Source organism: Bacteroides sp. B1-V-101, from assembly GCF_023656585.1.
GTDB classification, from domain to species: Bacteria; Bacteroidota; Bacteroidia; order Bacteroidales; family Bacteroidaceae; genus Bacteroides; species Bacteroides thetaiotaomicron.
The window spans coordinates 1-23967 of the sequence record NZ_JAMOKH010000017.1 but is presented as its reverse complement, the minus strand read 5'-3'; the positions used below and the strand labels follow the sequence as shown (position 1 = coordinate 23967).

Here is a 23967-nt window from a genome sequence, read left to right as displayed (position 1 = left end):
ATTCTTTTCTCTTTTTGTGCTATTAATTTAGTAATATTTGAATGTAGCATCTGCATTTTATCGTATATTCGCAAACAAAACCATGCATTGCGCCAAAGACTGAATAAGAAATGAAGAAAAGGATATTTTACATCATTAGTTTTTTGGTAATATTTTGTATAGAGGTATTCATAGCGTTGTATATACGTGATAGTTTCATACGTCCTTATATGGGAGATGCTTTGGTCGTGGTGCTGGTATATAGTTTCGTACGTATATTTATCCCGACAGGGGTTCCCCGTCTGTCGTTTTACGTTTTCCTGTTCGCTTGTTTTGTCGAAGTACTGCAATATTTTCAGTTAGTGGAAACTTTGGGAATCACCAACCGTGCATTAAGAATCATTCTGGGCTCCACGTTCGATTGGAAAGATATTGTCTGCTATGGAGCAGGATGTATCTTTATCTTTCTGTTTGAGCAAATATTCAGACGACGTTAATTGGAATAACTGATTCTCTTGTTTGGCGATTGCTTATTGTACGCTCTCTTTATTTTCGTTTTCTGAAGTCGGATTCAGATCGTGTCCGCAATACTTGCAGAACTGCGCATTGTCTTCATGCCCTGACCGATGGCAGTTCGGACATTCTTTGTCTCTTCTCCGTTTATATTCCTTCATCATGGAGGCGGACACAATACCGGTAGGTACCGCAATGATAGTGTAACCGATCAGCATGACGCAAGCCGAAAGAAATTTTCCCAGTCCGGTGACAGGAGTTATATCTCCGTATCCTACGGTGGTCATTGTGACAATAGCCCAGTAGATACTGTTCGGAATGTTGTTGAACTGAGAATTGGGCAAAGTTCCTTCGATCATATACATTAACGTTCCGATGGAAGTAACCAAAATCACAACAAACAGAAAGAAGACCGCAATCTTTTTACTACTTTCCCGAAGTGCGGTGAGCAGTCGTTCGCCTTCATTCAAGAAATTGAATAGCTTAAAGACACGGAATACCCGTATCAATCGAAATGCACGGATGATAAGCAGATAGCGTGCTCCCGGAAAGATCAAACCGATGTAAAGCGGCAAGGTAGCCAACAGGTCAACAATGCCGAAGAAACTGAATATGTATTTCTTCGGGCGGGGAGAGCAATATATTCGTGTCAGATACTCAAAAGTAAAGAAAGCAGTGAAAAGGTACTCCATTACGACAAATGGGGTAGTCAGATAAGAAGGGAGCCCTTTCAGGCTTTCTATAATGACTAATAATACACTGGCAAGGATACAGCCGATAAGAACCACATCAAACAGCTTTCCCGAAGGAGTGTCAGATTCGAAGATGATGACGTACAGCTTATGTTTCAGCTTTTGGTCATTCATAAAATAATGGATTCTTTCTTTTAGTTTCATGAGAATAATCAGTTAACAGGCCAATATCCCAATAACCTGTATTTTACCTATTACTTATTACCTGCTACTTATTACCTATTACATTAATCTATTACCCAATGCTTGTTATATGCAACCGTCTTCTTTGGATCATAGTACATTCCCTCTTGTGTAGGTATCTGGAGAACGTATGTTTTTCCGGTCCTGTTCTTTAGGGTTTGTTCGCGTAGCCAAGGGTTCGCATCTCGAAGTTGGGCGTATGTGATTCCCTGCTGTTTGGCAAAATCGCTTAAGTTGGCAATGGGGGTGGTGACCGTTATCTCTTTGTAGGGGATAGGCGGGTACAAGTGTTCCTTTTTCAGCAGGAATCCATATCGCTGAGGATTCTTGAATATTTCTTTGACTGCCAGCAGGCGGAACATATAGCGGGAAGTCTCTTCTACCAGCCATAAGTCCATTGCGTGGCTGGCAAGTTGCTGGTCCAGTTGAGAGGAAATTCGTCCTTGTCCGGCATTATAGGCGGCAGATACAGCCATCCAGTCTCCGTATTTGGCATAAGCCTGCTTGAAATATTTGCAGGCGGCTACCGTTGCTTTTTCGATATGATAACGTTCGTCTACGTTCTCATTTACTTCGAGTCCGAATTCGCGTCCGGTAGCAGGCATGAATTGCCATAATCCGGCTGCACCGGCCGGAGAGCGGGCTATGTTGTTGAGGTTACTTTCGATGACCATCAGATATTTGAAATCGTCGGGGATACCGTTCGCTTTCAGAATCGGTTCTATAATCGGGAAGTAACGGTTCGCACGCTTAATTAGCAGCATGGTGGTGGAGTGCATATAGGTGAACGCCATCATCTCCCGGTCCATCCGCTCGCGGCGGTCGTAACGGCGGAGGTCGATTGTCTCTCCGTCAAAAGTCACCTGCTCGGGAACTGTAGGTGAGGTGACGCAATAAGGCACTTCCGATTTGGCGGAATGCTGTTCGTCTACATGACTGCTACCGATCAGAATAGGCAGGGTAGCTCCGATGCAGAACACTAATATAAAGGTTAGAATGTAGTTGATCTTGGTAAATTTCTTCATTTTCTGTTTTCTTTTAGTCATTTGATTGGTTCTTATTCCAATATCTGGCAACCACGGCAGTAATAGATGCTACCGCCAAGATAATTCTCCTTGACAATGGTTTCTCCACAACGGGGACAGGCTTTGCCTGCCGTGTCTTTAGAGAGGCAAGCTGTATACTTGCCGTTTTCTCCGAACAGGTCCGATTCCGTGTTTCGTCCACCCTGTCGGTAGATATCGTTCATGGTTTCCTTTACTTGATAGAACAAATTTTCTTTCTCTTTGTCTGTTAATGCTGCTATTTTTTTCTTTGGATGGATGTGGGCATGATACAGAATGTCCTGTAAGACACCGTTTCCCAGTCCCGGAACAGTCTGTTCGGTAGCCAGGAAAGCTTTGGCGGATTTCTTCTGCGCACTTTCATCATTAATCAGTCCGAGGAAATATTCTTTGCTGAAAGCGTCCGACATGACCTGTGGCTTGCTTTTCGCTGTCCGGTAATATTCGGATAGTACGCCCGTAGCAGCATTCTTGTCATAGCACATGAGTCCGCCATACATTCTCACGGAAGCTATAAGGCAGCTTTCATCTTCGAATGCAATAAGTAACTGATGTTTGGCCGGCAGCTTGGTCCCTGGAGTCAGATAGCGCAGATTTACTCCGTCCGTGAGTACGAGCACTTTATCTTCTATTGTAATCTCTACCATACCTCCCTGAGACTGCGCACTGTTTATCCTCTTATCGACTAACCATTCGGCAAACTCATCGGAATTGCCGTTAAACCAAGCGAATTTGTGAGGGCTGAATTGAATAAATACATCTGATATTCTTTTTCCTACAACTGTCTCAGTGAGTTGTTCGCAGAGATAACGGGCTTCGGGTGCTTCTATCATATAGTCTCTATTTCTGATTTTATAAATGTTCTCATGCAAATATAATATTTATTAGTCAGAACTAAACAAATCCGGTGGAACAAAATCAGGTTGCTGCAATATCTGGCCTTTATTATCACTGTTAAGAAATGAAATCTCGATTTCTTGTGTAGGATAATGACTATATGTGGTTGGAGGAAAAGTATATGAGTTTTGCAAAGCGTATATATAAATATTCAAAACAAAGTGAAGGATTCAAACTTGTTCTAAAGTTTAATTTCCTCCACGATGTTCTGAATATCAAGTTAAAGTCTAGTTATTTTATTTGATATAGATGGCTTATAGATAGTCAGTAAGTATCTTATCAGCGTAATTTTATAAACTATAGATGTTGTATTTATATCTTTTATCTGGTAATAATAAGATTAATCGGTAAGATAGTTGCTGTCACATCACCGCTAGATACGTCATATAGTTTATAGGTATTGTTAGATTCTGCTCTGATAATAGGGTCATAGAAGAAGAAGGAAAGAGTTCCTAATTCGTCAGAACCGACTGTAGTTGTAACTTTAGTACTACTAGTTGTGGTATTGGTGTGTGAAAAACCATATCCTAATTTGGCAGATAATTTGACGCTATCTATGCTTCCGCCTCCTTCGATAGAAAAGTCTGCTTTGTTTGTAAATTCATTTACTACAGTTATTGTTTTTTCTATTGTCTGATCAACATCGAATTCTTCTACATACATATGAATGGAAAGAGCTTTGTTGTATAAATCCCATGGTAATGTGAAAACTTGGTTATCCTTATTGGGTTCAAGTTTTTCCGGATAAATCCATTTTGATCTTAAATTGTTGATATCTACTGAATAGAAATTCTTTGATTGTCTAAATGCGGTACCGTTTTTATGATGAAGATGTATCTTTTCTATGGAGAACACATCTTTTGCTTTTACGGAAAATGTGAGCAAATGTTCCATCGCATCTTTATTTGTTTCTCCTGCAATATAGGACTTGAATCGGAATTCGAAATTTCCATCTGTCCATATATTCTGAAGAATTTCTTCATTTGAAAGGTAACGTTTAGTTTGGGTCAAGTCTTGTAATCTTTGATCACCGTCGGCATCTGCGATTCTTCCAAATGCAGTAGCACTAATTCTAAATCGGTATAATTTTTCTCTGATATTTCTATTTAAGCTTCCAGGAGTATTTGTTTTATTGATACCATAATAAATATAATCTCTTTGGCAGGCATTAGGGACGTTTTTGAATTCTCGCCAAGCGTTAATAGCTGTGGCTACTACATCTTTACTAACATATTTATTCAAATCTTCGGTTGCTTCTAAATCATTATCAGCATCATAATGCCGGGTTTGCACCTTTTTGCTCCCATCAAAAGCATCACTTATAAATTCATAAGTAGCCTCTCCTGATCTTGTATTAACACTAGTAATTTTCATGCGTTCATTGTTTTTCACAACAAGGCAAGGGAAACCAGGAATATCTCCGTTTGTCATATTACCAATGTTTTCGCCATTTTCATATAGTGTGTTGTTTTTGTCATCTCTACACAATACTGATATTTCTTTATCACTTGTATCCCATGTTGTGGCATTGAAGTCCCAAAATAGAGTGAGATCTGGAACCATTATGTTTAACAAGGGAAGAGATTGCTCAATTTGACTCAATTCGTTTTCTTCTTTGCAGTATGATAATAATATATCTCTAAAACTTTGGTTGCCAGATACTTTTTTATCTTTAATTAATGGATAGAAAATGTCGTAGTCATTGTCAAACTGTACTAAAGCTTCTTTTTTCAAGAAGTTGCGTACTTCGATACTACCGGAGGCGGCTTGTGATAACAATTTGGCAAATTTGAGTTGCGCATCGGCTGTTGCCGATACTGGTAAATTACTTGTATTCTCGTTGATAGGAGAAGTTCCTTCCTCTTGAGAACACGAAAACATGAAAAAAGCACTTGCGAGTATTAATAAAATCTTTTTCATAATACATGTTTTTATAAAAGTTAGTAATAGATAAAAATTATCTGGTTCCGTATGAACCATTGATTATAATAGAATCTTTAGGGTTATCTGAACGATAAAGCACTCCGTTAAGATTTCCTTCAATAATAGGATGCCATTGGTCTGCATAGGCAGATTTAGTAATTTCTACTTGGAATGGTTTCTCTTTTTGGGGGATATAGTAAATATATTTGTCCTCATATTTATCACTATGTGTATCACGTGTTATTTGAATTCCATCATATATCCAATCTGTTTTTGTTGATTTTGTTATATAACGTATTCCTTTATGTAAATGATAGATGGTTATGCTAAGTAATTCATCCTCACCGTACTTTATGCTTGTCATCATTCCCCTTATAGAATCGGTATCGTTATTAGGAGGAGATGCACTTGTTTTTACTGAATGAACAGACCAATCAGTATGAGCTTCATTTTCCAGAGATATTTCCTTTCCGTTTATCTCCCCTTTAAAGTATCCCCAATACCATGAATCATCTTTAGGAACGGGAGTTTCATCATCATCGTTGTCGCATGATGCTAGAATAAACATTCCGAAAAATGCTCCGATTAAATAAATGTTTAGTTTCATCTTATTTTTATTGTTTTATTCGCTTTCTTCTTCTATAATATCTCCTGTTATATCCATTATGGGAGAGATAATCTTTACTGTATAAGGATAACCATTTGGAGTTTCTATATACAATGTTTTACCTTTGTTTATGAAAGTGGGTGGTTCATGAACTACGGTTTTCCCGTTTTTATCTGTAATAGTAATTTCTGCATCCGGCAGAGGTGACAGAAAGATAATTTGCAAGCAACTGTTGGTTTCTTGTACATCTATATTAAATTCAATAGGGGAACGAGTTGTTGCCTTATTCCTTAGAGTAAATGAGGTAAGTCGAATTTTGTGCTTATGCTTATTTAGTATTGCTGCACTTGTTGGTATAATAAATAATACCGATAATAAGATAAATAAAAACTTTGCTTTCATATTCAATTCTTTTATTGATTTATGGAGGCAAAGGTATGGAGTATTAGTATAGATGGATAATATTTGCAGTCACATTGCTGTTTTGTAATATCTTGATAACTAATGAGATAGTAAAAAGCTGGTCACACTTTACATTTCTTCGTCTTTCATTCTCTCTTTTATCCTTAATTTGCGTTGATTAATGGGGTGCGTATTGTTATAACCGAAACAAAGTGCAATAGTTAGAGGTTGCAATTTTGCTTCATTTAGACAGAGATATAAAATATCTTCTTCAGTCAACTTGGGATACTTTTTTTGTAAGTATGATATATAATCGGCATAAATTTCGAAAATAATCTTTTGGAGTTTCTTTAGTTCTGCATTTGTTAATACCTTCATTGCTTTTTTGTCAGATACTTCTTGTTTCGAAAGGGCGATAATTTTCTTGTATATATCACTTTGGGTAAATAACCAATTTCTCAGTTCATGCTTTTCTTGTCTAAGTCTTTCTATTGTAGATTCTCTTTCCTGTATTTCATCTATCTTATTCGCTTGGTCTTGTTTCAGATTGCGCTGTTCTTCTTGCAGCAAACTGATTATTGATTGATTATCTTCAATAATAGTCTGCATTGAAGATAGTTTATATTGGGTTTGCTTTAAATTCTGTTGATATATAAGTTGTATTCTTTTTCTTTTGTTAATATGGTATTGATAGAATAATATAATAAGTAAGCAACAAAAAATGAAGAGTGCGATAATGAGCTGGAGTCGATGTTGCTCTTTTATTTGCTCTTCCCTAATATGGATTTTGATATTATATTTATTAATGAGTTGTTGTAGCTCGCTGTATTGTTCTGTACTATACATAGAATCTAAAATTTCTACATGTTCTTCTAAATAGGCAGATGCAGCTTTGTAGTTTCCTAGATCTTTTTCAATATCATACAAACTTAATAAAGTAGCGCCTCTGCCTGCTATATTTTTAGTATCTTCTAAGTTCTTATTGAGATAATAGATGGCAGAGTCTTTATTTTCTCCTCTTTCGTACAACAAGCTTCCAAGATGACCATAATAACTTCCTGGAATCTTTCCTTTTGGAAACCATTTAATGGCATTGCGTGCATGATACAATGCCGAATCAGGTTCTTCAAATTCATCGTAATTAATGCTTAGATTGAATTCGGATATGCCTATCATAGAAGAGTCACCTGAATCTAACGCATAATCAAGTGCTTTACGTTGGATTATTATTGCCGAATCTTTTTGGTCTTGTGTGCAATAATATAAACTAAAACTGTTTAGTGCTACAGATTTATCTTTATCTGTGATGCAACATTTGTATAATTCCCGATATGCTTTAAACGCCTCGTCATAGTAATTAACGTCGAAATAAAGGTTTCCTAACGAACTGAGCGTATGCCGTTTGATCTCTATTTCTTTTGGATAGTCTTTCAATATAGTCAGCGCTTCTTGCAAATGGGCAATAGCCTCCTTTGTACTATTTATTTCTATTTCCAATCGTCCTTTGTAAAGTAAAGCTACAGCTCGCTCTTTCTCGTCGTTATCGTAATAATTCAAAGCTAGGTTCAGTAATGAATCACAGGGTAGCAGTGATTTTTCACATTTATCTGTTGCCCGCGCTAAAAGTAGGGCATAGCGGGCGGATTCTTTGTGAGAAAGCTCTTGTAATGCAGGCAATGTTTGAAGTAATTGCAATGCGCTGTCGGGGTGTTCTTCTAGCAGTGATTCAGCTTGTAAAAATGATGTTTCGGTCCGTTCTCTTGAAGAGCAGGCGCAGAACAAAAATGTCCCTAGAAATAGAATAGAGCATATTTTGACCACAAGTTTTGTCTTTTTATTTGTTTGCATGTGGCACAAAGATAACATTTATTTATTAGAATGATTTTATTCTATATAAATAAAAGAACTTTTTCTGCTTTTAATACGTTTCTCTAGTATAGTTAAAAACGGAGAATCAAGATGAATATAGCAATGACCGGAGCCACCGGATATATAGGCAAACATCTTTCTAACTATCTGACCGAAAAGGGGGGACACCGGATCATTCCTTTGGGAAGAGCGATGTTTCGGGAAGGTATGTCCGGACTTTTGGTTCAGACGCTGACGCATTGTGATGTCATTATAAATTTGGCAGGCGCTCCTATCAATCAGCGCTGGACGCCTGAACATAAACAAGAGCTTTTCAATAGCCGGATAACGGTAACACACCGCATTATCCGTGCCTTGAATGCAGTCAAAACCAAACCGAAACTCATGATTTCGGCCTCTGCTGTAGGGTATTACCCCTCTTTGGTGGAATCGGACGAGTATACACAGACTCGTGGTGATGGTTTCCTGTCCGATCTTTGTTATGCGTGGGAGAAGGAAGCGAAGCGTTGTCCGCAACCGACCAGGCTTGTCATTACCCGTTTCGGTGTAGTGCTTTCTTCCGATGGGGGAGCGATGCAACAGATGCTTCGCCCGCTACGCGCAACAAAGGTTGCCGCCGTTATAGGACCGGGTACGCAACCTTTTCCGTGGATAGATATTCGTGACCTTTGTCGTGCCATGGCCTTCTTTATTGAAAATGAAGAGTTGAGAGGTGTTTTCAATCTAGTTGCTCCGCAAGCAGTTTCACAGTCCACGTTTACACGTGCGATGGGAAAGGCGTATCATGCGTGGACAACTTTGATTGTTCCGCAAGCGGTCTTTCGTTTGCTCTACGGTGAAGCCGCCTCTTTTCTGACAGCCGGACAGAGAGTGCGTCCTACACGCTTGCTGGAAGCCGGATTCCATTTTTCCGTTCCTACCATAGAGAAGTTGTTTGAGGAGACAGATCACAGTACGGTAGATCGGCTTGATCTGAAACGCTATATGGGGCTTTGGTACGAGATAGCCCGTTATGATCATCGTTTCGAACGTGGGCTTATGGAAGTGACCGCTACTTATACCCTCCGTTCCGATGGAACAATTCGTGTTGAGAATCGGGGATATAAACGCAATTCCCCTTACGATATTTGTAGAACAGCCACCGGACACGCCAAGATTCCCGACCCTGCACAGCCCGGTAAACTGAAAGTCTCTTTTTTCTTGAATTTCTATTCCGATTATTATGTGATGGAATTGGACCAGGAGAATTACAATTATGCTCTTATTGGCAGCAGTACCGATAAATATCTCTGGATATTGAGTCGGACGCCCCAACTGCCGGAGGATATAAAAAAGAAATTAGTAACTGCCGCCGAACGTCGTGGCTATGATACGAATCGGCTACAATGGATTGAACAACTTTAAAATAAACATTATGGATTACAAAATTACTCATCAGCCCGAACAGAAACTGTTCAAGACGGAAGTCGACGGTCGCACCGCTTTTGTAGAATATCGCCTGTTAGGTGATTATCTCGATATTATTCACACCATTGTCCCCAAACCTATAGAAGGACGGGGGATTGCTGCTGCACTGGTGAAAGCTGCTTATGACTTTGCACTCGCCAACGGGATGAAGCCGAAAGCTACCTGCTCCTATGCAGTGAGATGGCTTGAACGCCATCCGGAAATGAATGCGAGTAGTTGAATAAACAGGGGCTGACCTAAAAGTACGAAAAGTCATTTTCTCTTTGTTGCAATGGATATTTGGACACTGTCCATATTTTTGTGACAAAGAAACGTTTGGAAGAAGAACTTTCGGGTCAGTCCCTTTTTAGCTTATTGTTTCCATCTCTTTAGTTGAGGGAAGAACTCTTTCATCGTTGCCCGCGCCTCTTCTATAGTGTACTTTACTTCCGAATCCTTGTTAAACTCCTCAAGGTAGTTCAGGTTGAGTTCAATCATTTCATCCATTGTGCATTCTTTGGTGAAATGCCCGTCTGCATAGCAATACTGGCAATACTCTTCATTCTTGCTGCCGTCTGCTTCTGTTCCGAATGTCGTTTCATCGATCGGCATAGCACAACACTGACAAATTTTCTGTTCCATCTTTTATTGATTTTAAGTGAGTAAAAGCATGATAAATAATTCTCTTTTATCTGTTTACAAATATAGTTACTTTCAATAAGTTCTCAGTTATCCGATCTTGCTATTTTGTTTTCACCGGCAAACGTTTCCATATCCATCGGGGAATCATTCGCCAGAAGAATACGAGAATACGATAACGTCCGTCAATGATAGCTACCCGCTGTTTCCGATGAAGTGCACGTACAATGTCGCGGCCTACCTGGTCGGTTTTCATCAGTATAGGATAATGCTTTCCGTCATTCAGCAAGTCGGTGGCTACAAATCCCGGACGAATATCGGTAAAGTGAATGTCTAACTTTTGCAGATGGGCGAGTTGTTCAAGCGCATCGATGTATGTGTTCTGAAAACGCTTCGTTGCAGAATAGGCAGGGGCAACTCCCAGACCTTTGGTTCCGGCAATCGAACTGATGACCGCAAGATGTCCGCCTCCATTGTTCCTGAAATAGGAAAAAGCGGTATCCACCATTCGTGTGAAACCTTCGACATTGGTACGTGCGGTATTCAGCTCGATTTCCATATTCAATTCCATATTCTGGAAACCGATGCCGGAACTGAGCAAAAATAAATCCATACCGCCTAATTGATGGATAAGCGCATTCAGCTTTCCGGCACTGTCTTCCTGAGTGACGTCCAGTGACTGAATTTTTATCTGTTCTGGTGCGATTTGCCGGAAATCTTCGAGAACTGACTGGCGTCTTCCTGCTATGCCGATCTGCCATCCTTCGGACAGGAGGCGTTGGGCAACTTCCTTTCCGATACCGGAGGTGGCGCCTATGATAATGGCTCGTTTCATCTTTTTGGAACAAAGATAGTCAATTTTTTCATTACTCTTCTATTTAGAATTCATTAGGATAGCTTTATCGTTCAGGAGAATAAATGGCGTATCGCCTCTAAAGGGGCATAGAATAACATTCTGGGACCGGAGAACCGCATAACCTCCCGCATCCGTTCGCGCATGGCAGGCTTATAACAATGTACGGGACACTTCTTGCACGAGCTTTTTTTCTCTCCGAACGGACAGTGGTCAAGACGGGCATGTGCGTAGCGGAGCAACTCTTCGCACTCCGGACAAAGAGTTGCATTCTTCTCTTTCTTCCGGCAATAGAGACGGATCATGATCTCTACGGTTCTCTTTTCCTGAGTGATACGCGTTTTTTTATCTGTTTCCATTTGTTTTCTTTTGGCTTTGGAGGCTGGCTTCACTTCGGCAAAGATAATAAACTGATCGCATATTCTGCAAAGAACTTCCACTGGAATGATTGCCGTTGCTGGAAACTATGCGTATCTTTGCGGCATGAGAAAGTTATTATGTCCGCAATGCAAGATTGCTGCCCTATATGTGGTGAATGACCGTAAAGAGCGCCTTTTGGTCTATGTACTCGAAAATGGAGAAGTTGTGCCTAAAGATCCGGCTGCTTCTACCGATGGATTTGATTTGACGGAAGTTTATTGTCTGGGTTGTTCCTGGCATGGTTCGCCGAAAAGGCTGGTGAAGAGATAGACAGTTTCCGGCACTTCGTCTTTTTTTTGATTTATGTCAATAAAAAGAGGGTGCGGGATTAGAATCTTTCAACCGGATTTTTCTGTATCTTTGCAGCCAATTTTTAGGACATAGACGTATGGCAACTTCTAAAGAGATGACGGCAGGGCCGGCATTACCTCTGATTTTTAATTTCACTCTGCCGCTTTTGTTCGGCAATCTGTTGCAGCAAACGTATTCGCTTGTTGATGCTGCAATCGTAGGAAAGTTTTTGGGTATTAATGCATTAGCCTCTGTCGGGGCTAGTACATCCGTTGTGTTTCTTATTCTGGGTTTCTGTAACGGATGTTGTGGAGGATTCGGTATCCCCGTGGCACAGAAGTTTGGGGCGAGGGATTATAGTACGATGCGCAGTTACATTTCCGTCAGTCTGCAACTTGCTGTTGTGATGTCTGTGGTCATAGCTATCTTTACCAGTATTTATTGCGCGGATATCCTGAAGATGATGCGCACACCGGAGAATATCTTTGAAGGAGCGTATGCTTATCTGCTTGTTACTTTCATCGGGATACCTTGTACTTTCTTTTATAATCTGTTGTCGAGCATTATCCGTGCTTTGGGAGATAGCAAGACACCTTTTTATTTCTTGGTGCTGGCTACGGTGCTCAATATTATTCTCGATTTATTCTGTATATTGGTACTGGGTTGGGGAGTGATGGGAGCTGCCATTGCTACGGTCTTTTCGCAGGGAGTTTCCGCTTTTCTTTGTTACGTTTATATGTATCGGAAGTTTGATATTCTGCGGGGCACGCCAAAAGAACGGAAGTATCAGTCGAAGCTGGCGAAGACGTTGCTTTCGATTGGCGTTCCTATGGGATTGCAGTTCTCCATTACGGCCATTGGCAGTATCATGCTTCAGAGTGCGAATAATGCGTTGGGTACGGCGTGTGTGGCAGCTTTTACTTCTGCGATGCGTATCAAGATGTTTTTCCTTTGTCCGTTGGAGAGCCTGGGGATGGCTATGGCTACCTTTAGCGGTCAGAATTACGGTGCCGGAAAGCCTGAACGTATTTGGTCGGGGATTAAAGCCAGCACGCTGATGATGGTTATCTATACAGCCGTCACTTTCTTGATTCTGATGGTGGGAGCCAAATCTTTTGCCTTGATCTTTGTCGATCCGTCGGAAATTGAGATTCTGGAGAAAACAGAACTTTTCCTGCATATATCAGTCTCTTTCTTCCCGATGCTTGGGTTACTTTGTATCCTGCGCTATACCATTCAGGGAGTGGGATATACTAATCTTGCCATGTTTTCGGGAGTGTCGGAGATGATTGCACGCATTCTCGTCAGTATTTATGCCGTGCCAGCTTTCGGATTTATCGCTGTTTGTTACGGTGATCCGATGGCATGGATAGCGGCTGATTTGTTTTTGATACCTGCATTTATTTATGTTTATCGCAGGTTGAAACGTCAGGTGCTGACAAGTGCCGTTGCATAATTAAAGTGTGTGTCAAAAGTCAATATACCCGTAGGGGAGTTTAGTTACTTTTGACACACACTTTAATCATATTTTAGTCTTGTATCGGATACAGCGGGTTACCGCTTTCATCTACATCCGTCCAGTCTTTTACGCTTACGTTACCGAATGATACAGAGTTTTCGTTGATCACTGCACGGAAAAGATATGAATTTCCGGCAGCCAGAATATTGTCCGGCGGGGTAATGGTCGTATTGTAAGTACGTGAGAAACTTTCTCCGTTGACCATCAATTCCATTGTTAAAGCCATCGGGTCGGAACTTTTCAACGGAAGCATGATATATTGAACCGTGAAATCATTGATTCCCATGTTGGCTGGCTTGTCATAACTGACTTCTGAAGAAATGATCCCTGTTGACAGATCCATGAAAGCTCCCGGTTTCGTGGGAGTAATAGTGGCGGAGAGTACTTTGTTGAGCGTAATATTCTCACCTCCCGTTATGGTTATCACAACCTGAGTGGCTACGTGCTGGTAAGTGATGGGAATGTTGACTTGTGAACTGGTCACATCCTGATGCAGGGCGTGCCACCACAGATAATCCACCCCATTGGATAATGCTTCGGACTTGCCGTTGGTAAAGGTAGGAGCGGGGTTGCTGGAATTACAGGAAACAGCATAAAAACTATAGATATCATTACTGAGATACATTTTATAACTTTGTAGTCCCGTCAACACTCCGGGAGAAGAAGTGATATAGTTGCCTTCACCGACAGGCTCGCCCTCTATCGTATTGGTGGTATTGGAAGGGTAGGCACATAACCAGCTCTGCAATCCTTTTCCCATCGGAGACATGGCACGCGTTATATTTCTTCCTTCTACGGAAGCACTGAAAGTAATGAGTGCATCCTTTTTGTCAGGATTGTCATTGTTGCCCTCTTCTCCGCCATTATTTTCTTCTCCGTTGGGATAGGCAACATCCATATAAATGTTGTTTTTGGAGCAGGCTCCTAGCAGCAGTACCGCCAGTGCGGATACAGCCAGATACTTTGTAATTCGAAACTTAAAATTCATAGTCAGGTTCTTTTTGAAAGTTAGTAATTACTCCTATATACATTTCAAAAAGAATTTAGTTCATATCGGAAGAAACTATTTTTAGAACTCCGCCTCCTTCTGTATACAGATGATATCACCGTAAACGGGATGGCGGAACTCAATATATTCAGCGTGGAGATAGAGTCTGTCCGCCTTTTTTCCATAGAGTTCATCGCCCAGAATGGGGCAGTTCAATCCTTGATGATGGGCGGCATGTACCCGTAGTTGGTGGGTACGTCCTGTCAATGGATAAAGGGCGATGCGTATGTACTTATCGGAATCGTTCAGAATCCGGTATTCGGTAACTGCCGGCTTGCCGTATTCTTCACTGACCATTTGCCGGGGGCGGTCTAGCGGATTGAGGCAAAGAGGAAGATTGATGGTTCCTGTTTCTTCGAGTTGCACATTTTGCTTATTTCCGTCCAGCAAGGCTACATACCGCTTCTTGATGCTACGGTTGATGAACTGTTCCTGTAAGTGTTGATGAACTTCCTTAGTTTTGGCGACAAGTAACAACCCCGAAGTAGCCATATCCAGCCGGTGTACAATCATCGGACCGGTAGCTTCCGGATATTTAGCTTTTACACGATGGTAAACGGAATCCGTCTCCTCTTCCTTTCCGGGAACGGATAACATACCGGATGGTTTATTGACTACCACCAGCCATTCGTCCTCAAAAACAATTTCCAATTCTTCCTTTCTGTGTGCATGGGGCGAAAGTGGATTCTCGTCTACTTCCAGTCCTTGCAGCATATGTTGCAGAATCGGTTCGCATTTTCCTTTGCACGAGGGGTAATAATAACCGTGATGCCGTACCTCCGTCTTCGGAGAGTCTCCCCACCAGAACTCGGCCATAGCCAATGGTTTCAGTTGGTGAAGGTAGGCATATTGCAGCAATTTGGGCAAGGCACATTCGCCTGCTCCGGCAGGGGGAATTTTGTGTACGGTTTGCTCAAAGATAGTACATAAGTCTTTTATTTCTCCTTTCGCATTCAGCATACGGAACTGTTCGAATAACTTTTGCTGCAAGGCTGCCGAACGTTGCTTCCGTTCGTTTTTTAGTTTTTCTATTTCCGTCTCAAAGGTGATAACCTCTTCTTCCAGCGTTTTGATTCGTTCTTTCCATCCCCGTTCCAATCGCTTGAATTCCGCTTTCTGATATTGGCTTTCACGAATAAGTGCGTCCTGTTCTTCTTCGGACAGGGCAGGGGATGACTTGCGGCGAAGTTCCCTCTCTTTCTTTGCTGTCTTTAGTTCCTCTTTGGCTTGAATAAGAGCCAGCCTTGTTTGTTCCGTTTCCCTGTCCAGTTTTTCTTTTAAGTGCAGATAATGAGGATTAACTTCCAATTCACTGATACGGATATTGATAGCCGAAATTTGTTCTTCTTCTATTTTAAAGAATCCCTGTGGTTGCAGCAAATCGTAAACAGGTGGGACAAAATACGGATGCAGATTCTTTCCTGCCAGATTGCCGGAAAAAGCAGCAAGATAACCGATAGGGGAAGATTCTTCTTGGGTTTGTACAATCAGTACTCCGAACATTTTTCCGAGAGTCAGTTCCTCTAGCCACTCCTTCTTTGTCGAAATATAGGCTTTGACTTCTTCGGCCGCTAATACACATAGCGGATGAGGAGTATAGTTGAAAGGATATGTAAACCTTTCCGGTAGTGCAATATGTGAAACCGGCTGGTCGAAAAAATGTATCATTGACTCTTATCTGAATATCGTTATTGATTGCAAAAGTAAGGCAAATCCGCGAATTTTGTTCTATATTTGTTCTGTAGTTGGAATGAATATAGAACAATAAGAGGAATAAAATGGAAGACAAACCAAAATTCGCTTTTGTAGGTAACAGCCACATGGCATTCTGGGCACTGAATGTATATTTCCCTCAATGGGAATGTCTGAACTACGGCGCTCCCGGAGAAGGGCTGGCGTATGTCGAGTCTTTCCATGAAGATACATCCGACTGCCAGGTAGTGATTCAGTTCGGGAGCAATGACATTTATCAGTTGAATGAAGAAAATACGGACGATTATGTAGAGCGGTATGTGAAAGCTGTTCTTGCGGTTCCAAAGGTTAAAACTTATCTCTTTTGTATTTTTCCCCGTAATGATTACGATGATTATAGTACGGCTGTGAACAAGTTCATCCGTATGCTGAATGAGAAGATAGTTGCAAAACTGACAGGGACAGGCGTCATTTATCTGGATGTTTTTGATCAATTACTGATGAACGGCAGATTAAATCCGGAGCTGACTATTGACGATCTGCATTTGAATGGAAAAGGGTATCGGATATTAAGTACGGCGCTGAAGCAGGCATTCAACGGACAGGAGCATCTATGAAATTTTATGTTAACGCTTTTGTCATGTAAATAGGTGGCATATCATTTATTTTTCCTATTTTTGCCCCATTAATCAATATGTATAACCCCCATAAAACGATGAGACGATGGAAAAAGTTATTATCAACTCGTACGAAGAATTTGAAAAGCTGGTAGGGCAACAAATAGGTGTTTCCGATTATGTGGAACTCTCTCAGGAACGTATTAACCTTTTTGCAGACGCGACACTGGACCATCAGTGGATTCACGTAGACACAGAACGGGCAAAAGTAGACAGTCCGTATCATAGCACGATTGCTCACGGTTATCTGACGCTTTCCATGCTTCCTTACCTGTGGAATCAGATTATTCAGGTGAACAATCTGAAAATGATGATCAACTACGGGATGGATAAGATGAAATTCGGTCAGGCTGTTTTGTCCGGACAGAGCATTCGTCTGGTAACTACTCTACACTCACTGACCAATCTGCGCGGTGTGGCAAAAGCTGAAATCAAGTTTGCAATTGAGATTAAGGATCAACCGAAGAAAGCCCTTGAAGGGATTGCTGTGTTCCTGTATTATTTTAATTGAGTAACGACGAAAAGATAAGATAAGGCTGTTTCCTGCAAAGGAAGCGGCCTTTTGTTTTATTTATTGGATGCAAAATATGTAAATACACGGAAATCGGTTAAAATATCAAAATAATAAGAGGTTTGTCCTCATTGTGGCATCCATAAGCGCCGCTGAGTGTTTTACGTATTATATATGTATTCAAATAATCATGAAGCAATTAAAAAGTGAGCGTTATGTCTTTAAGTAGTCTTTTAATCATATTTTCATCTTCTTTTATGGCATTGTTTCCGGTAATCAATCCTTTAGGAAACGGTTTTGTCGTCAATGGATTCTTTGCAAACCTTGATCCTTCACAACGAAAAACGGCTATTCAGAAACTAACCATTAACTTTATAATGATCGGTGTAGGCACTTTGCTGATAGGTCATTTATTCTTATTGATTTTCGGTCTGGCGATTCCCGTGATTCAACTGGGTGGTGGAATACTCATTTGCAAGACAGCGATAGAATTGCTGGGTGATTCCAATTCTTCCGATAAAGAAGGGACCAGCCAGAATGTGGACAGCTTCAAGTGGAAGAGCATCGAACAGAAGATATTTTATCCTATCACGTTTCCTATCAGTATCGGTCCGGGCAGTATATCCGTGATCTTTACTTTGATGGCATCTGCCAGTGTGAAAGGCAAACTGTTGCATACCGGAATCAATTATCTGGTCATTGCGCTGGTCATTATTTGTATGGCGGGGATACTCTATGTGTTTCTTTCACAGGGACAGAGGATCATTCAGAAGCTGGGACCTGTAGGAAATCAGATCATTAATAAGCTCGTTGCCTTTTTTACCTTTTGCATCGGTATACAGATTTCCGTCACAGGTATTTCCCAGATATTCCATCTGAATATATTATGAGTTCGGATGTTCTTTCTTTTTCTTTGCTTGGATAGCTTTCAATGTATTTCTTCTCACTGAACGAATAGCGGGAACCAGTAGTTCCGGTTCCATAATTTCCAGCATGGTACGCAATTCTTGTTGTAGTTCGGGGATGGAGCAGGTCAGTTGATAGGCAAGTTTGATGCAAAGAGACTGCACTCCTGCCGGTTCTTGCTTTGATACCATTCGTTCCATACAGAAATCCAGTAAGTCTACTCGTGGAGGGTCGGCTAGCTGTTGTTGGCATAGCAGGTTCAGCAACATCCTTCGTTTTCCCGAATGCGGGCAGGTAAGTGCCGCGTCTATCAGTTCGTCTTGTTTCAGAGTCAGCCATTCTACTTCAGGTTTTGAGAAGTGGGTACAGACCCACAACGCCTGATAAGAGACAACGTCATCCTCATCAAAGATCAGCCGGTAAATTTCTTCTCTGAGCCGTTCGTCTTCTTTTATATAATGAAGCAGTTCCCGTATATTTTCTATATGGAAGCGTGTAGCTAGCTGTGTGCGTAAGTCCATTTCTATTTTGGGTTCAGTATCTTATTTTTTATCGTCGGTCAGTTGTAAGTGCAAGATTGGATACGGCTTGCCCATACTGTCCGTTTCATCCCGTCCGATGATCTCGAATCCCAGATGCTGATAGAACCGGAGAGCCTGGTCGTTGTCTTCGTTCACATCCACCTTGTCGATCTGTTTCTGGCGGATGGCAAACTCTATCAATCGCTTTCCGTATCCCTTTCTCTGTTCGTCGGGGTGTACAAACAGCATCTCGATCAGTTCATCACTCAATCCCATGAATGCGGCAATCTTTCCGTGAGAGTTGCGGATGATAAAGAGCGCTACTGCCGGCAGATAGTGGTTGCGTATCAGTGGCTTATAGAACTGGATACTCTCTTCTGTCAGGAAGTGGTGCGTGGAGCGGACAGATTTCTCCCACAGCCGTATCAGTTCGTCGTAATCCTGTTCGGTGGGGCGTGCTATATTGGGAATGTAATAACATTCATGATCATATATATTCCCGTTATAGGTAAGTTCTGCCTGATGAAGTATTCCTTCGTAGATAAATCCGTTTCGCTTCAGCACTTGTTGCGAACGTTTGTTGTGCGGATAACAGTTGGCAGTGATGAGGCTGAGCTGTAGTTCGTTGAAGCCATAGTTGAGCACGGCTTGCACTGCTTCCGACATGTATCCTTTTCCCCAATACGGTTCGTCCAGCCAATACCCCAGCATACGTACTTGAGGATTTTCCCGTTTCGGATCGGGTACGATGCCGATGGAAGCTATCAATTGCTGTGTATCTTTCAATGTGACAGCCCATATACCTTCCTGTCCTATAAATGCGCTGTGAAGGATTTCACGGGATTCATTCAGCGTCTTGTGGGGAGCCCATCCGGCATTATTTCCCAAATTGGGGTTCTGGCAACAGGCAAAGAATGCTTCTGCATCATTCTCCTGAAAAGGGCGCAACAGCAGACGCCTCGTTTCGATATTCGGGGATAAGGCTGTTTCGGCTCTTTCTGTTTCCGGTTCTTTCTTGTAAACACATTCCAAACGATTTCCGTCGGGGTCGAGTACAACGCTCTCAAAGTATCCGTCGCCCGAAGTGCGTGGTTCACCTGCTATGGTATATCCCTCGGAACGCATTTCTTCCGTAAAGCGAAGAATCTCCTCCTTGCTGGGAAATGTGAACGCAAGGTGTGTCAGTCCCCGCCTGTTTTCTTCTATCGGGGTATTCTGCACATCTACCCGACTCATCAACTCCAGAGTGGGGCCTTCATCAAAAGAGATAAAGTATGACTCGAATCCCTTCTTGGGATTGATATATTTCTCATTACTTGTCCCGCCCAGAAAGCGGACATAGAAATCTTTTAATTCTTCCAGACGAAAAGTCCAGATGGCGATATGATGTAGTTTCATATAAATCGTACTTAACGTTTTTATACTTTATTGATGTGTCACATATTCGTAAACGATACGTGAGATGTCCGCAATGATTTTACTGTTCTCCTGATTATTCTCTTCGGAATCTTTGACGAAAACGGCTATACTGTAAGCACGTCCGTCGGGCAGGAGGACGAAGCCGATATCGTTGCAGGCTACCTGTTGTCCTTTGGCATTGCGGTCACCCGTCCCTGTCTTGTGCCCGATCGTTACATCTTTGCCGAGCAATGGGGCAACCAGTCGGTCTTGTCCGGTCTGGCACTCTGTCATTGTCTGATAGATGAAGTCTTTGTATTCCTGCGGGAACAGTGCTTCTTTGCGGAATATCTCCAGAAGTCTCGCGGTGGCCAGCGGAGTAGTCCAGTTTTGATAACACAGACTTTCGTCTTGGTGCATATCGTTTTCCGTGCAGATAATGGCACAATCCGTAACGCCCAGGGAATGGATGTACTGGTTCACCGTATCTACCCCTCCCTGATATTGGAACAAAATATCACAAGCATTATTGTCGCTTTGTTGCAGGGTGTATTTTAATAAATCCGCAATGTCTATATTGAATCCTCCCTGTGGAAAACTATCCCGCAGCGGACTATAAGTATCGGGCTTTAAATCCTCTTTCTTTATGGTCAGTTCAAAGTTCAATGACTGTTGCTGCTTTCCCATATAATCTGCCAATGCCAGCGCCTGATGAAATTTGAATACACTCATCAATGGATAATGAATGTCATTGTTGACAGTTACCGTATCTTTTCCGTCGATAATGACGGCAATACCTATTTCAGCTTTCTTTCCTTGGATGGCTTGCTTGAGTTGATTCTCAAGAGAAAGATTCTGTGCACAGATAATAGTGGGGATCAGACAGAGAAGCAGGATGAATGAGCGCATACTAATTTTTTCATTAATTGGTTTGTATTTGGGTCTTAAGAGTCACAAAGATATAAATACTAATTTTATCAGCAAATACTTATCTGGAAATAGTAATCCTACATAAGAATTATCTATTTTTGTCGGTAAACAAAATAATAAGCCTTCTATATGTTAAAATGTCATTCAGAGTTGTTTAAATCGTCGGTGAAGTTGGCGGATGGTTTAAGATTGAGTACAAAAGAAGAATTGAAAGATATAGCACAGTTGCTTCTTCTTTCTGTTCCTTCAAAATTGCGAAAAGAAGAGTATGTATCCTGTCTTGCAGAAGCTGTTCTTACTTGTCCGGATATATGGATTTCGCAGTTGACACATTATGAATGGTTGCTCCTTCAAAAACTGGTGAAAGCAGGAGCCAATACCTATGTGGAAGAACCTAACATGATAATGACGAGTACATTAGAATTGCTTTCTTTTGTTGCGGTCGAGTGTAGTTTGAACGGAGACAAGATTCGTTATATGATTTGTGATGAGTTGCGTGAAGCGGTTGCTCCCCATATTGATAAGTTTTTGACATCGACGGAAGAGAACAGCCGTTTTTTGCTGGAGCAGTATGCTTTAGGAATTTTAAATCTTTATGGTCTCTTACCTTATACGGAATTTTTGAAGCAACTGACCGGATACTTGAAGGGCTCAATGACAAAGGACGAAATTGCTGAAGGTTTATCAAACTCAATGTTGATGAGACAACTGACGTTTGATATGGAAGATATATATAATTCTGTTATGTATGTTCGATCTCCCTTATTATTGGAAGTTGAGGACTTGGAGGAAAGATTATATGCACATCGTGCTATAAAAAGTTTGAAGAAGTTTACCGTCGAAGAGGTTTTGTCGGCTGGAACGATGCCTGTGTTCTATATTTCCAATCCGCATTCGGATGAACTGAAAGGGTTTATGATGAGGAAATTAGGTTATAATGAAGAACTGGCTGAGGCTAAGATACAGTGGCTGTGGTATGCGATACAGATGAACGAAAATCCGATGTCTGCTATTGTTTCGGCAATAGACACGAAGGTTCTTTCTATGCAAGAACTTCAGGAAGTGGTTGGAATAGCTGTAAACTATTGTAATGATTGTCCCCGTTGGTTCTTGAAAGGTCACTCGTCCACCGAAGCATCTGCTTTACTTGGTAGGGGTGAATCGGTGAAAACTCCTCCTCGTATCGTTGCCGGACCAACGATGAAAGCAGCAGGCATGGATATCACTCCTGAAATGCAAAAAATGGTTGATGGTATGTTTTATGATACATTCTCCGGAACGAAAATCGGACGGAATGATCCTTGCCCTTGTGGGAGCGGAAAGAAATATAAGAAATGTTGCGGTAGGGATAACTGAAAAGGGACTGTTCGTAGAGATGCTATGTCGGTATAGGCGGACTGTTCTTTGATACTTTCCGTCATCGAATAAATGAACAGTCTGAAATGGATCATTCATATAAGATTTTTGGTATCCTTGTTGGCTTGATATGGTAAAGTTCTTACCTTTGTAAGGTCATCAAAATAAGTGTTCATGAAGAAGTCTATAAAACATTTGCCCAAGCGAACGCAGGAAGAACTGACAGTTCTGCTGGACTTAGTCTGCAAAAGCGTCGATAACTGTCAGATGATTATCCTGTTCGGGAGTTATGCCAGGGGTAATTATGTTTTATGGGATACTAAAATAGAGTTCGGTGTCCGTACCTCGTATCAGAGTGATTATGATATTCTTGTCATCACCAACGGAGCAGTCAAGCGGGCAGAAAGAAAGCTGGAGCGTATCACTAACAAATATCATGATTTGTTTGAATACCGTCGTCACGCTTTTCCGCAATTCATTGTCGAACATATAAATACGGTTAACAATAATCTAGAGGTTAGCCAGTATTTCTTTACAGATATTGTGAAGGAAGGAGTTTTGCTTTACGATAGTGGCAAATGTCAATTGGCTAAACCACGGAAATTGAGCTTTAGGGAGATTCGGGATATTGCACAAAATGAATTTAGTGAGCTTTATCCTTATGCTTGTGGTTTTCTTGATTTAGTGAAACTATCATTGCATAATGATCAGCGGAATAAGATTTTTGCTTTTCTGCTTCATCAAGCATGTGAGAAACTTTATAATACTATATTGATGGTTTTTACGAATTACCGTCCGAAAAGTCACAGACTTCAGGACCTTGGTGGAATGGTAAAGCGCTTTTCGATGGAATTGGTAACGGTTTTTCCTCAAAATACGGATGGCGAAAAAGAGTGTTTTAATCTATTATGCCGAGCCTATATCGAGGCCCGCTATAACAAAGATTACAAAATTACAAGCGAACAGCTGGAATACTTAATTTCACGTTTAGAGATTCTAAAGGAAATGACTGAACGTCTTTGCAAAGAGAAAATTGCAGAATATAATGCGATGGCGGAAAATGGTTGAACACACGAAATATTTTAAAGTCTTATAACTTTGCATCCGTTTAGCTGTCACTCCCTATAAATTAAAAAGAAGAATATATCTGTCATCTGTCACCGATTTCATTCTAACTATCAGATTATAAATAGTTAATGATGTGACAGCAGTAGGTGACAGCACTGTGATGGCAATTATGCTGTCACCCTTGTATTTGTGATTCGGGATATGTTTTGAAGTCTTTGATTTCATCACGGTATGTAACTATCTTTTCTAAACCTTGAAACAGTTTGTTTTGCAGTTTGAAACTAAAGTTCCAAATGCTTGAAACCATAGTTCCAAACGCTTGAAACTAATGATTCCAAGCTGTTGGAACTAAAGTTTCAAGCCTTTGAAACTATGGTTTCTTGTACTTCCCTAATAATGGTTGACTTGTTTATCTCTAATAGCTGCTATGTGTTGACTAGAAATATTACTAACCCTGGCAGCTGTTTACTTTATTATTTATTATTCCTGCCTCCGGTTTACTT

The 23967-nt window shown here is 41.1% G+C and carries 25 protein-coding genes; 10 read left to right on the top strand and 15 right to left on the bottom strand.

Translation table 11 applies throughout. The features are described 5' to 3' along the window. Positions 1-110: 110 nt before the first annotated feature. Positions 111-476: a ribosomal maturation YjgA family protein gene (locus NBH01_RS14040; protein ID WP_016268270.1), complete on the top strand. Its 366-nt coding sequence runs from the start codon at positions 111-113 to the stop codon at positions 474-476. Positions 477-509: 33 nt separating this feature from the next. On the opposite strand, the gene NBH01_RS14035 is transcribed toward NBH01_RS14040, so the two are convergent. The 7 genes from NBH01_RS14035 to NBH01_RS14005 form a co-directional block, all read right to left on the bottom strand. Further along, positions 510-1388, bottom strand: a complete 879-nt coding sequence (locus NBH01_RS14035) for an ion transporter (protein WP_008760142.1) — start codon at positions 1386-1388, stop codon at positions 510-512. An 83-nt stretch (positions 1389-1471) separates the two neighbouring features. After that, positions 1472-2452, bottom strand: a complete 981-nt coding sequence (locus NBH01_RS14030) for a lytic transglycosylase domain-containing protein (protein WP_055217507.1) — start codon at positions 2450-2452, stop codon at positions 1472-1474. 32 nt (positions 2453-2484) lie between these two features. Next, complete coding sequence (locus NBH01_RS14025; RefSeq protein WP_196045695.1) at positions 2485-3324, bottom strand: DNA-formamidopyrimidine glycosylase family protein; 840 nt, start codon at positions 3322-3324, stop codon at positions 2485-2487. Between the two features lie 385 nt (positions 3325-3709). Beyond that, a complete protein-coding gene (locus NBH01_RS14020) occupies positions 3710-5308 on the bottom strand; it encodes a hypothetical protein (protein ID WP_117979861.1) in 1599 nt (532 codons plus the stop codon). Between the two features lie 37 nt (positions 5309-5345). Then, positions 5346-5918, bottom strand: coding sequence for a DUF5025 domain-containing protein (locus tag NBH01_RS14015; protein ID WP_117979862.1), 573 nt, complete (start codon positions 5916-5918; stop codon positions 5346-5348). Positions 5919-5933: 15 nt separating this feature from the next. Beyond that, positions 5934-6320, bottom strand: coding sequence for a DUF3244 domain-containing protein (locus NBH01_RS14010; protein ID WP_011109285.1), 387 nt, complete (start codon positions 6318-6320; stop codon positions 5934-5936). Positions 6321-6449: 129 nt separating this feature from the next. After that, positions 6450-8186 carry a hypothetical protein gene (locus NBH01_RS14005; RefSeq protein WP_117979864.1) on the bottom strand — a complete coding sequence of 579 codons (1737 nt, stop codon included), beginning with the start codon at positions 8184-8186 and terminating at the stop codon, positions 6450-6452. 93 nt (positions 8187-8279) lie between these two features. Between NBH01_RS14005 and NBH01_RS14000 the strand changes: the two genes are divergently transcribed. Both NBH01_RS14000 and NBH01_RS13995 read left to right on the top strand, forming a co-directional pair. Continuing rightward, positions 8280-9593 (top strand): TIGR01777 family oxidoreductase, encoded by a 1314-nt coding sequence (locus NBH01_RS14000; RefSeq protein WP_070750144.1) that lies wholly within the window; start codon positions 8280-8282, stop codon positions 9591-9593. Positions 9594-9603: 10 nt separating this feature from the next. Next, positions 9604-9876 (top strand): GNAT family N-acetyltransferase, encoded by a 273-nt coding sequence (locus NBH01_RS13995; protein ID WP_048697787.1) that lies wholly within the window; start codon positions 9604-9606, stop codon positions 9874-9876. Between the two features lie 131 nt (positions 9877-10007). On the opposite strand, the gene NBH01_RS13990 is transcribed toward NBH01_RS13995, so the two are convergent. The 3 genes from NBH01_RS13990 to NBH01_RS13980 form a co-directional block, all read right to left on the bottom strand. Further along, positions 10008-10277 (bottom strand): zinc ribbon domain-containing protein, encoded by a 270-nt coding sequence (locus tag NBH01_RS13990; RefSeq protein ID WP_008760147.1) that lies wholly within the window; start codon positions 10275-10277, stop codon positions 10008-10010. Between the two features lie 100 nt (positions 10278-10377). After that, positions 10378-11109, bottom strand: coding sequence for an SDR family NAD(P)-dependent oxidoreductase (locus NBH01_RS13985; RefSeq protein WP_196044866.1), 732 nt, complete (start codon positions 11107-11109; stop codon positions 10378-10380). A 71-nt stretch (positions 11110-11180) separates the two neighbouring features. Beyond that, entirely contained in the window at positions 11181-11486 is a 306-nt protein-coding gene (locus NBH01_RS13980; RefSeq protein ID WP_196044865.1) for a nitrous oxide-stimulated promoter family protein, read from the bottom strand. Between the two features lie 85 nt (positions 11487-11571). Here NBH01_RS13980 and NBH01_RS13975 point away from each other — a divergent pair, with 85 nt between their 5' ends. Then, complete coding sequence (locus tag NBH01_RS13975; RefSeq protein WP_008760151.1) at positions 11572-11817, top strand: hypothetical protein; 246 nt, start codon at positions 11572-11574, stop codon at positions 11815-11817. A 118-nt stretch (positions 11818-11935) separates the two neighbouring features. Continuing rightward, on the top strand, positions 11936-13294 hold the full coding sequence (locus NBH01_RS13970; RefSeq protein ID WP_062695515.1) for an MATE family efflux transporter: 1359 nt from the start codon (positions 11936-11938) through the stop codon (positions 13292-13294). A gap of 73 nt (positions 13295-13367) precedes the next feature. On the opposite strand, the gene NBH01_RS13965 is transcribed toward NBH01_RS13970, so the two are convergent. Together NBH01_RS13965 and NBH01_RS13960 are read right to left on the bottom strand one after the other, a co-directional pair. Then, positions 13368-14345 (bottom strand): fimbrillin family protein, encoded by a 978-nt coding sequence (locus NBH01_RS13965; protein WP_196044864.1) that lies wholly within the window; start codon positions 14343-14345, stop codon positions 13368-13370. 81 nt (positions 14346-14426) lie between these two features. Next, complete coding sequence (locus NBH01_RS13960; protein ID WP_196044863.1) at positions 14427-16073, bottom strand: pseudouridine synthase; 1647 nt, start codon at positions 16071-16073, stop codon at positions 14427-14429. Between the two features lie 110 nt (positions 16074-16183). Between NBH01_RS13960 and NBH01_RS13955 the strand changes: the two genes are divergently transcribed. From NBH01_RS13955 to NBH01_RS13945, 3 genes are all read left to right on the top strand, one after another. Continuing rightward, positions 16184-16714 carry an SGNH/GDSL hydrolase family protein gene (locus NBH01_RS13955; RefSeq protein WP_048694918.1) on the top strand — a complete coding sequence of 177 codons (531 nt, stop codon included), beginning with the start codon at positions 16184-16186 and terminating at the stop codon, positions 16712-16714. 106 nt (positions 16715-16820) lie between these two features. Beyond that, positions 16821-17285 (top strand): MaoC family dehydratase, encoded by a 465-nt coding sequence (locus NBH01_RS13950; RefSeq protein ID WP_004308264.1) that lies wholly within the window; start codon positions 16821-16823, stop codon positions 17283-17285. Positions 17286-17500: 215 nt separating this feature from the next. Further along, positions 17501-18175: a MarC family protein gene (locus NBH01_RS13945; RefSeq protein ID WP_008760156.1), complete on the top strand. Its 675-nt coding sequence runs from the start codon at positions 17501-17503 to the stop codon at positions 18173-18175. Here the strand turns inward: NBH01_RS13945 and NBH01_RS13940 are convergent. The 3 genes from NBH01_RS13940 to bla are packed head-to-tail and all read right to left on the bottom strand — an operon-like array spanning position 18170 to position 21019. Next, positions 18170-18712: a HEAT-like fold family protein gene (locus NBH01_RS13940; RefSeq protein ID WP_055217094.1), complete on the bottom strand. Its 543-nt coding sequence runs from the start codon at positions 18710-18712 to the stop codon at positions 18170-18172. The genes NBH01_RS13945 and NBH01_RS13940 overlap by 6 nt on opposite strands. Before the next feature lie 21 nt (positions 18713-18733). Next, positions 18734-20110: a GNAT family N-acetyltransferase gene (locus tag NBH01_RS13935; protein WP_250700160.1), complete on the bottom strand. Its 1377-nt coding sequence runs from the start codon at positions 20108-20110 to the stop codon at positions 18734-18736. A gap of 27 nt (positions 20111-20137) precedes the next feature. After that, positions 20138-21019, bottom strand: a complete 882-nt coding sequence (gene bla, locus NBH01_RS13930; RefSeq protein WP_250700159.1) for a class A beta-lactamase, subclass A2 — start codon at positions 21017-21019, stop codon at positions 20138-20140. A 150-nt stretch (positions 21020-21169) separates the two neighbouring features. Here bla and NBH01_RS13925 point away from each other — a divergent pair, with 150 nt between their 5' ends. Next, positions 21170-22396 carry a YecA family protein gene (locus NBH01_RS13925; protein ID WP_250700158.1) on the top strand — a complete coding sequence of 409 codons (1227 nt, stop codon included), beginning with the start codon at positions 21170-21172 and terminating at the stop codon, positions 22394-22396. A gap of 174 nt (positions 22397-22570) precedes the next feature. Continuing rightward, positions 22571-23464, top strand: a complete 894-nt coding sequence (locus NBH01_RS13920; protein ID WP_250700157.1) for a HEPN domain-containing protein — start codon at positions 22571-22573, stop codon at positions 23462-23464. Positions 23465-23967 lie beyond the last annotated feature (503 nt).

What these genes read in the sequence shown, in the direction of transcription:
- NBH01_RS14040 (WP_016268270.1), top strand. Translation starts at nt 111, where the DNA reads ATGAAGAAAAGGATATTTTACATCATTAGTTTTTTGGTAATATTTTGT.
- NBH01_RS14035 (WP_008760142.1), bottom strand. Translation starts at nt 1,388, where the DNA reads ATGAAACTAAAAGAAAGAATCCATTATTTTATGAATGACCAAAAGCTG.
- NBH01_RS14030 (WP_055217507.1), bottom strand. Translation starts at nt 2,452, where the DNA reads ATGAAGAAATTTACCAAGATCAACTACATTCTAACCTTTATATTAGTG.
- NBH01_RS14025 (WP_196045695.1), bottom strand. Translation starts at nt 3,324, where the DNA reads ATGATAGAAGCACCCGAAGCCCGTTATCTCTGCGAACAACTCACTGAG.
- NBH01_RS14020 (WP_117979861.1), bottom strand. Translation starts at nt 5,308, where the DNA reads ATGAAAAAGATTTTATTAATACTCGCAAGTGCTTTTTTCATGTTTTCG.
- NBH01_RS14015 (WP_117979862.1), bottom strand. Translation starts at nt 5,918, where the DNA reads ATGAAACTAAACATTTATTTAATCGGAGCATTTTTCGGAATGTTTATT.
- NBH01_RS14010 (WP_011109285.1), bottom strand. Translation starts at nt 6,320, where the DNA reads ATGAAAGCAAAGTTTTTATTTATCTTATTATCGGTATTATTTATTATA.
- NBH01_RS14005 (WP_117979864.1), bottom strand. Translation starts at nt 8,186, where the DNA reads ATGTTATCTTTGTGCCACATGCAAACAAATAAAAAGACAAAACTTGTG.
- NBH01_RS14000 (WP_070750144.1), top strand. Translation starts at nt 8,280, where the DNA reads ATGAATATAGCAATGACCGGAGCCACCGGATATATAGGCAAACATCTT.
- NBH01_RS13995 (WP_048697787.1), top strand. Translation starts at nt 9,604, where the DNA reads ATGGATTACAAAATTACTCATCAGCCCGAACAGAAACTGTTCAAGACG.
- NBH01_RS13990 (WP_008760147.1), bottom strand. Translation starts at nt 10,277, where the DNA reads ATGGAACAGAAAATTTGTCAGTGTTGTGCTATGCCGATCGATGAAACG.
- NBH01_RS13985 (WP_196044866.1), bottom strand. Translation starts at nt 11,109, where the DNA reads ATGAAACGAGCCATTATCATAGGCGCCACCTCCGGTATCGGAAAGGAA.
- NBH01_RS13980 (WP_196044865.1), bottom strand. Translation starts at nt 11,486, where the DNA reads ATGGAAACAGATAAAAAAACGCGTATCACTCAGGAAAAGAGAACCGTA.
- NBH01_RS13975 (WP_008760151.1), top strand. Translation starts at nt 11,572, where the DNA reads ATGATTGCCGTTGCTGGAAACTATGCGTATCTTTGCGGCATGAGAAAG.
- NBH01_RS13970 (WP_062695515.1), top strand. Translation starts at nt 11,936, where the DNA reads ATGGCAACTTCTAAAGAGATGACGGCAGGGCCGGCATTACCTCTGATT.
- NBH01_RS13965 (WP_196044864.1), bottom strand. Translation starts at nt 14,345, where the DNA reads ATGAATTTTAAGTTTCGAATTACAAAGTATCTGGCTGTATCCGCACTG.
- NBH01_RS13960 (WP_196044863.1), bottom strand. Translation starts at nt 16,073, where the DNA reads ATGATACATTTTTTCGACCAGCCGGTTTCACATATTGCACTACCGGAA.
- NBH01_RS13955 (WP_048694918.1), top strand. Translation starts at nt 16,184, where the DNA reads ATGGAAGACAAACCAAAATTCGCTTTTGTAGGTAACAGCCACATGGCA.
- NBH01_RS13950 (WP_004308264.1), top strand. Translation starts at nt 16,821, where the DNA reads ATGGAAAAAGTTATTATCAACTCGTACGAAGAATTTGAAAAGCTGGTA.
- NBH01_RS13945 (WP_008760156.1), top strand. Translation starts at nt 17,501, where the DNA reads ATGTCTTTAAGTAGTCTTTTAATCATATTTTCATCTTCTTTTATGGCA.
- NBH01_RS13940 (WP_055217094.1), bottom strand. Translation starts at nt 18,712, where the DNA reads ATGGACTTACGCACACAGCTAGCTACACGCTTCCATATAGAAAATATA.
- NBH01_RS13935 (WP_250700160.1), bottom strand. Translation starts at nt 20,110, where the DNA reads ATGAAACTACATCATATCGCCATCTGGACTTTTCGTCTGGAAGAATTA.
- bla (WP_250700159.1), bottom strand. Translation starts at nt 21,019, where the DNA reads ATGCGCTCATTCATCCTGCTTCTCTGTCTGATCCCCACTATTATCTGT.
- NBH01_RS13925 (WP_250700158.1), top strand. Translation starts at nt 21,170, where the DNA reads ATGTTAAAATGTCATTCAGAGTTGTTTAAATCGTCGGTGAAGTTGGCG.
- NBH01_RS13920 (WP_250700157.1), top strand. Translation starts at nt 22,571, where the DNA reads ATGAAGAAGTCTATAAAACATTTGCCCAAGCGAACGCAGGAAGAACTG.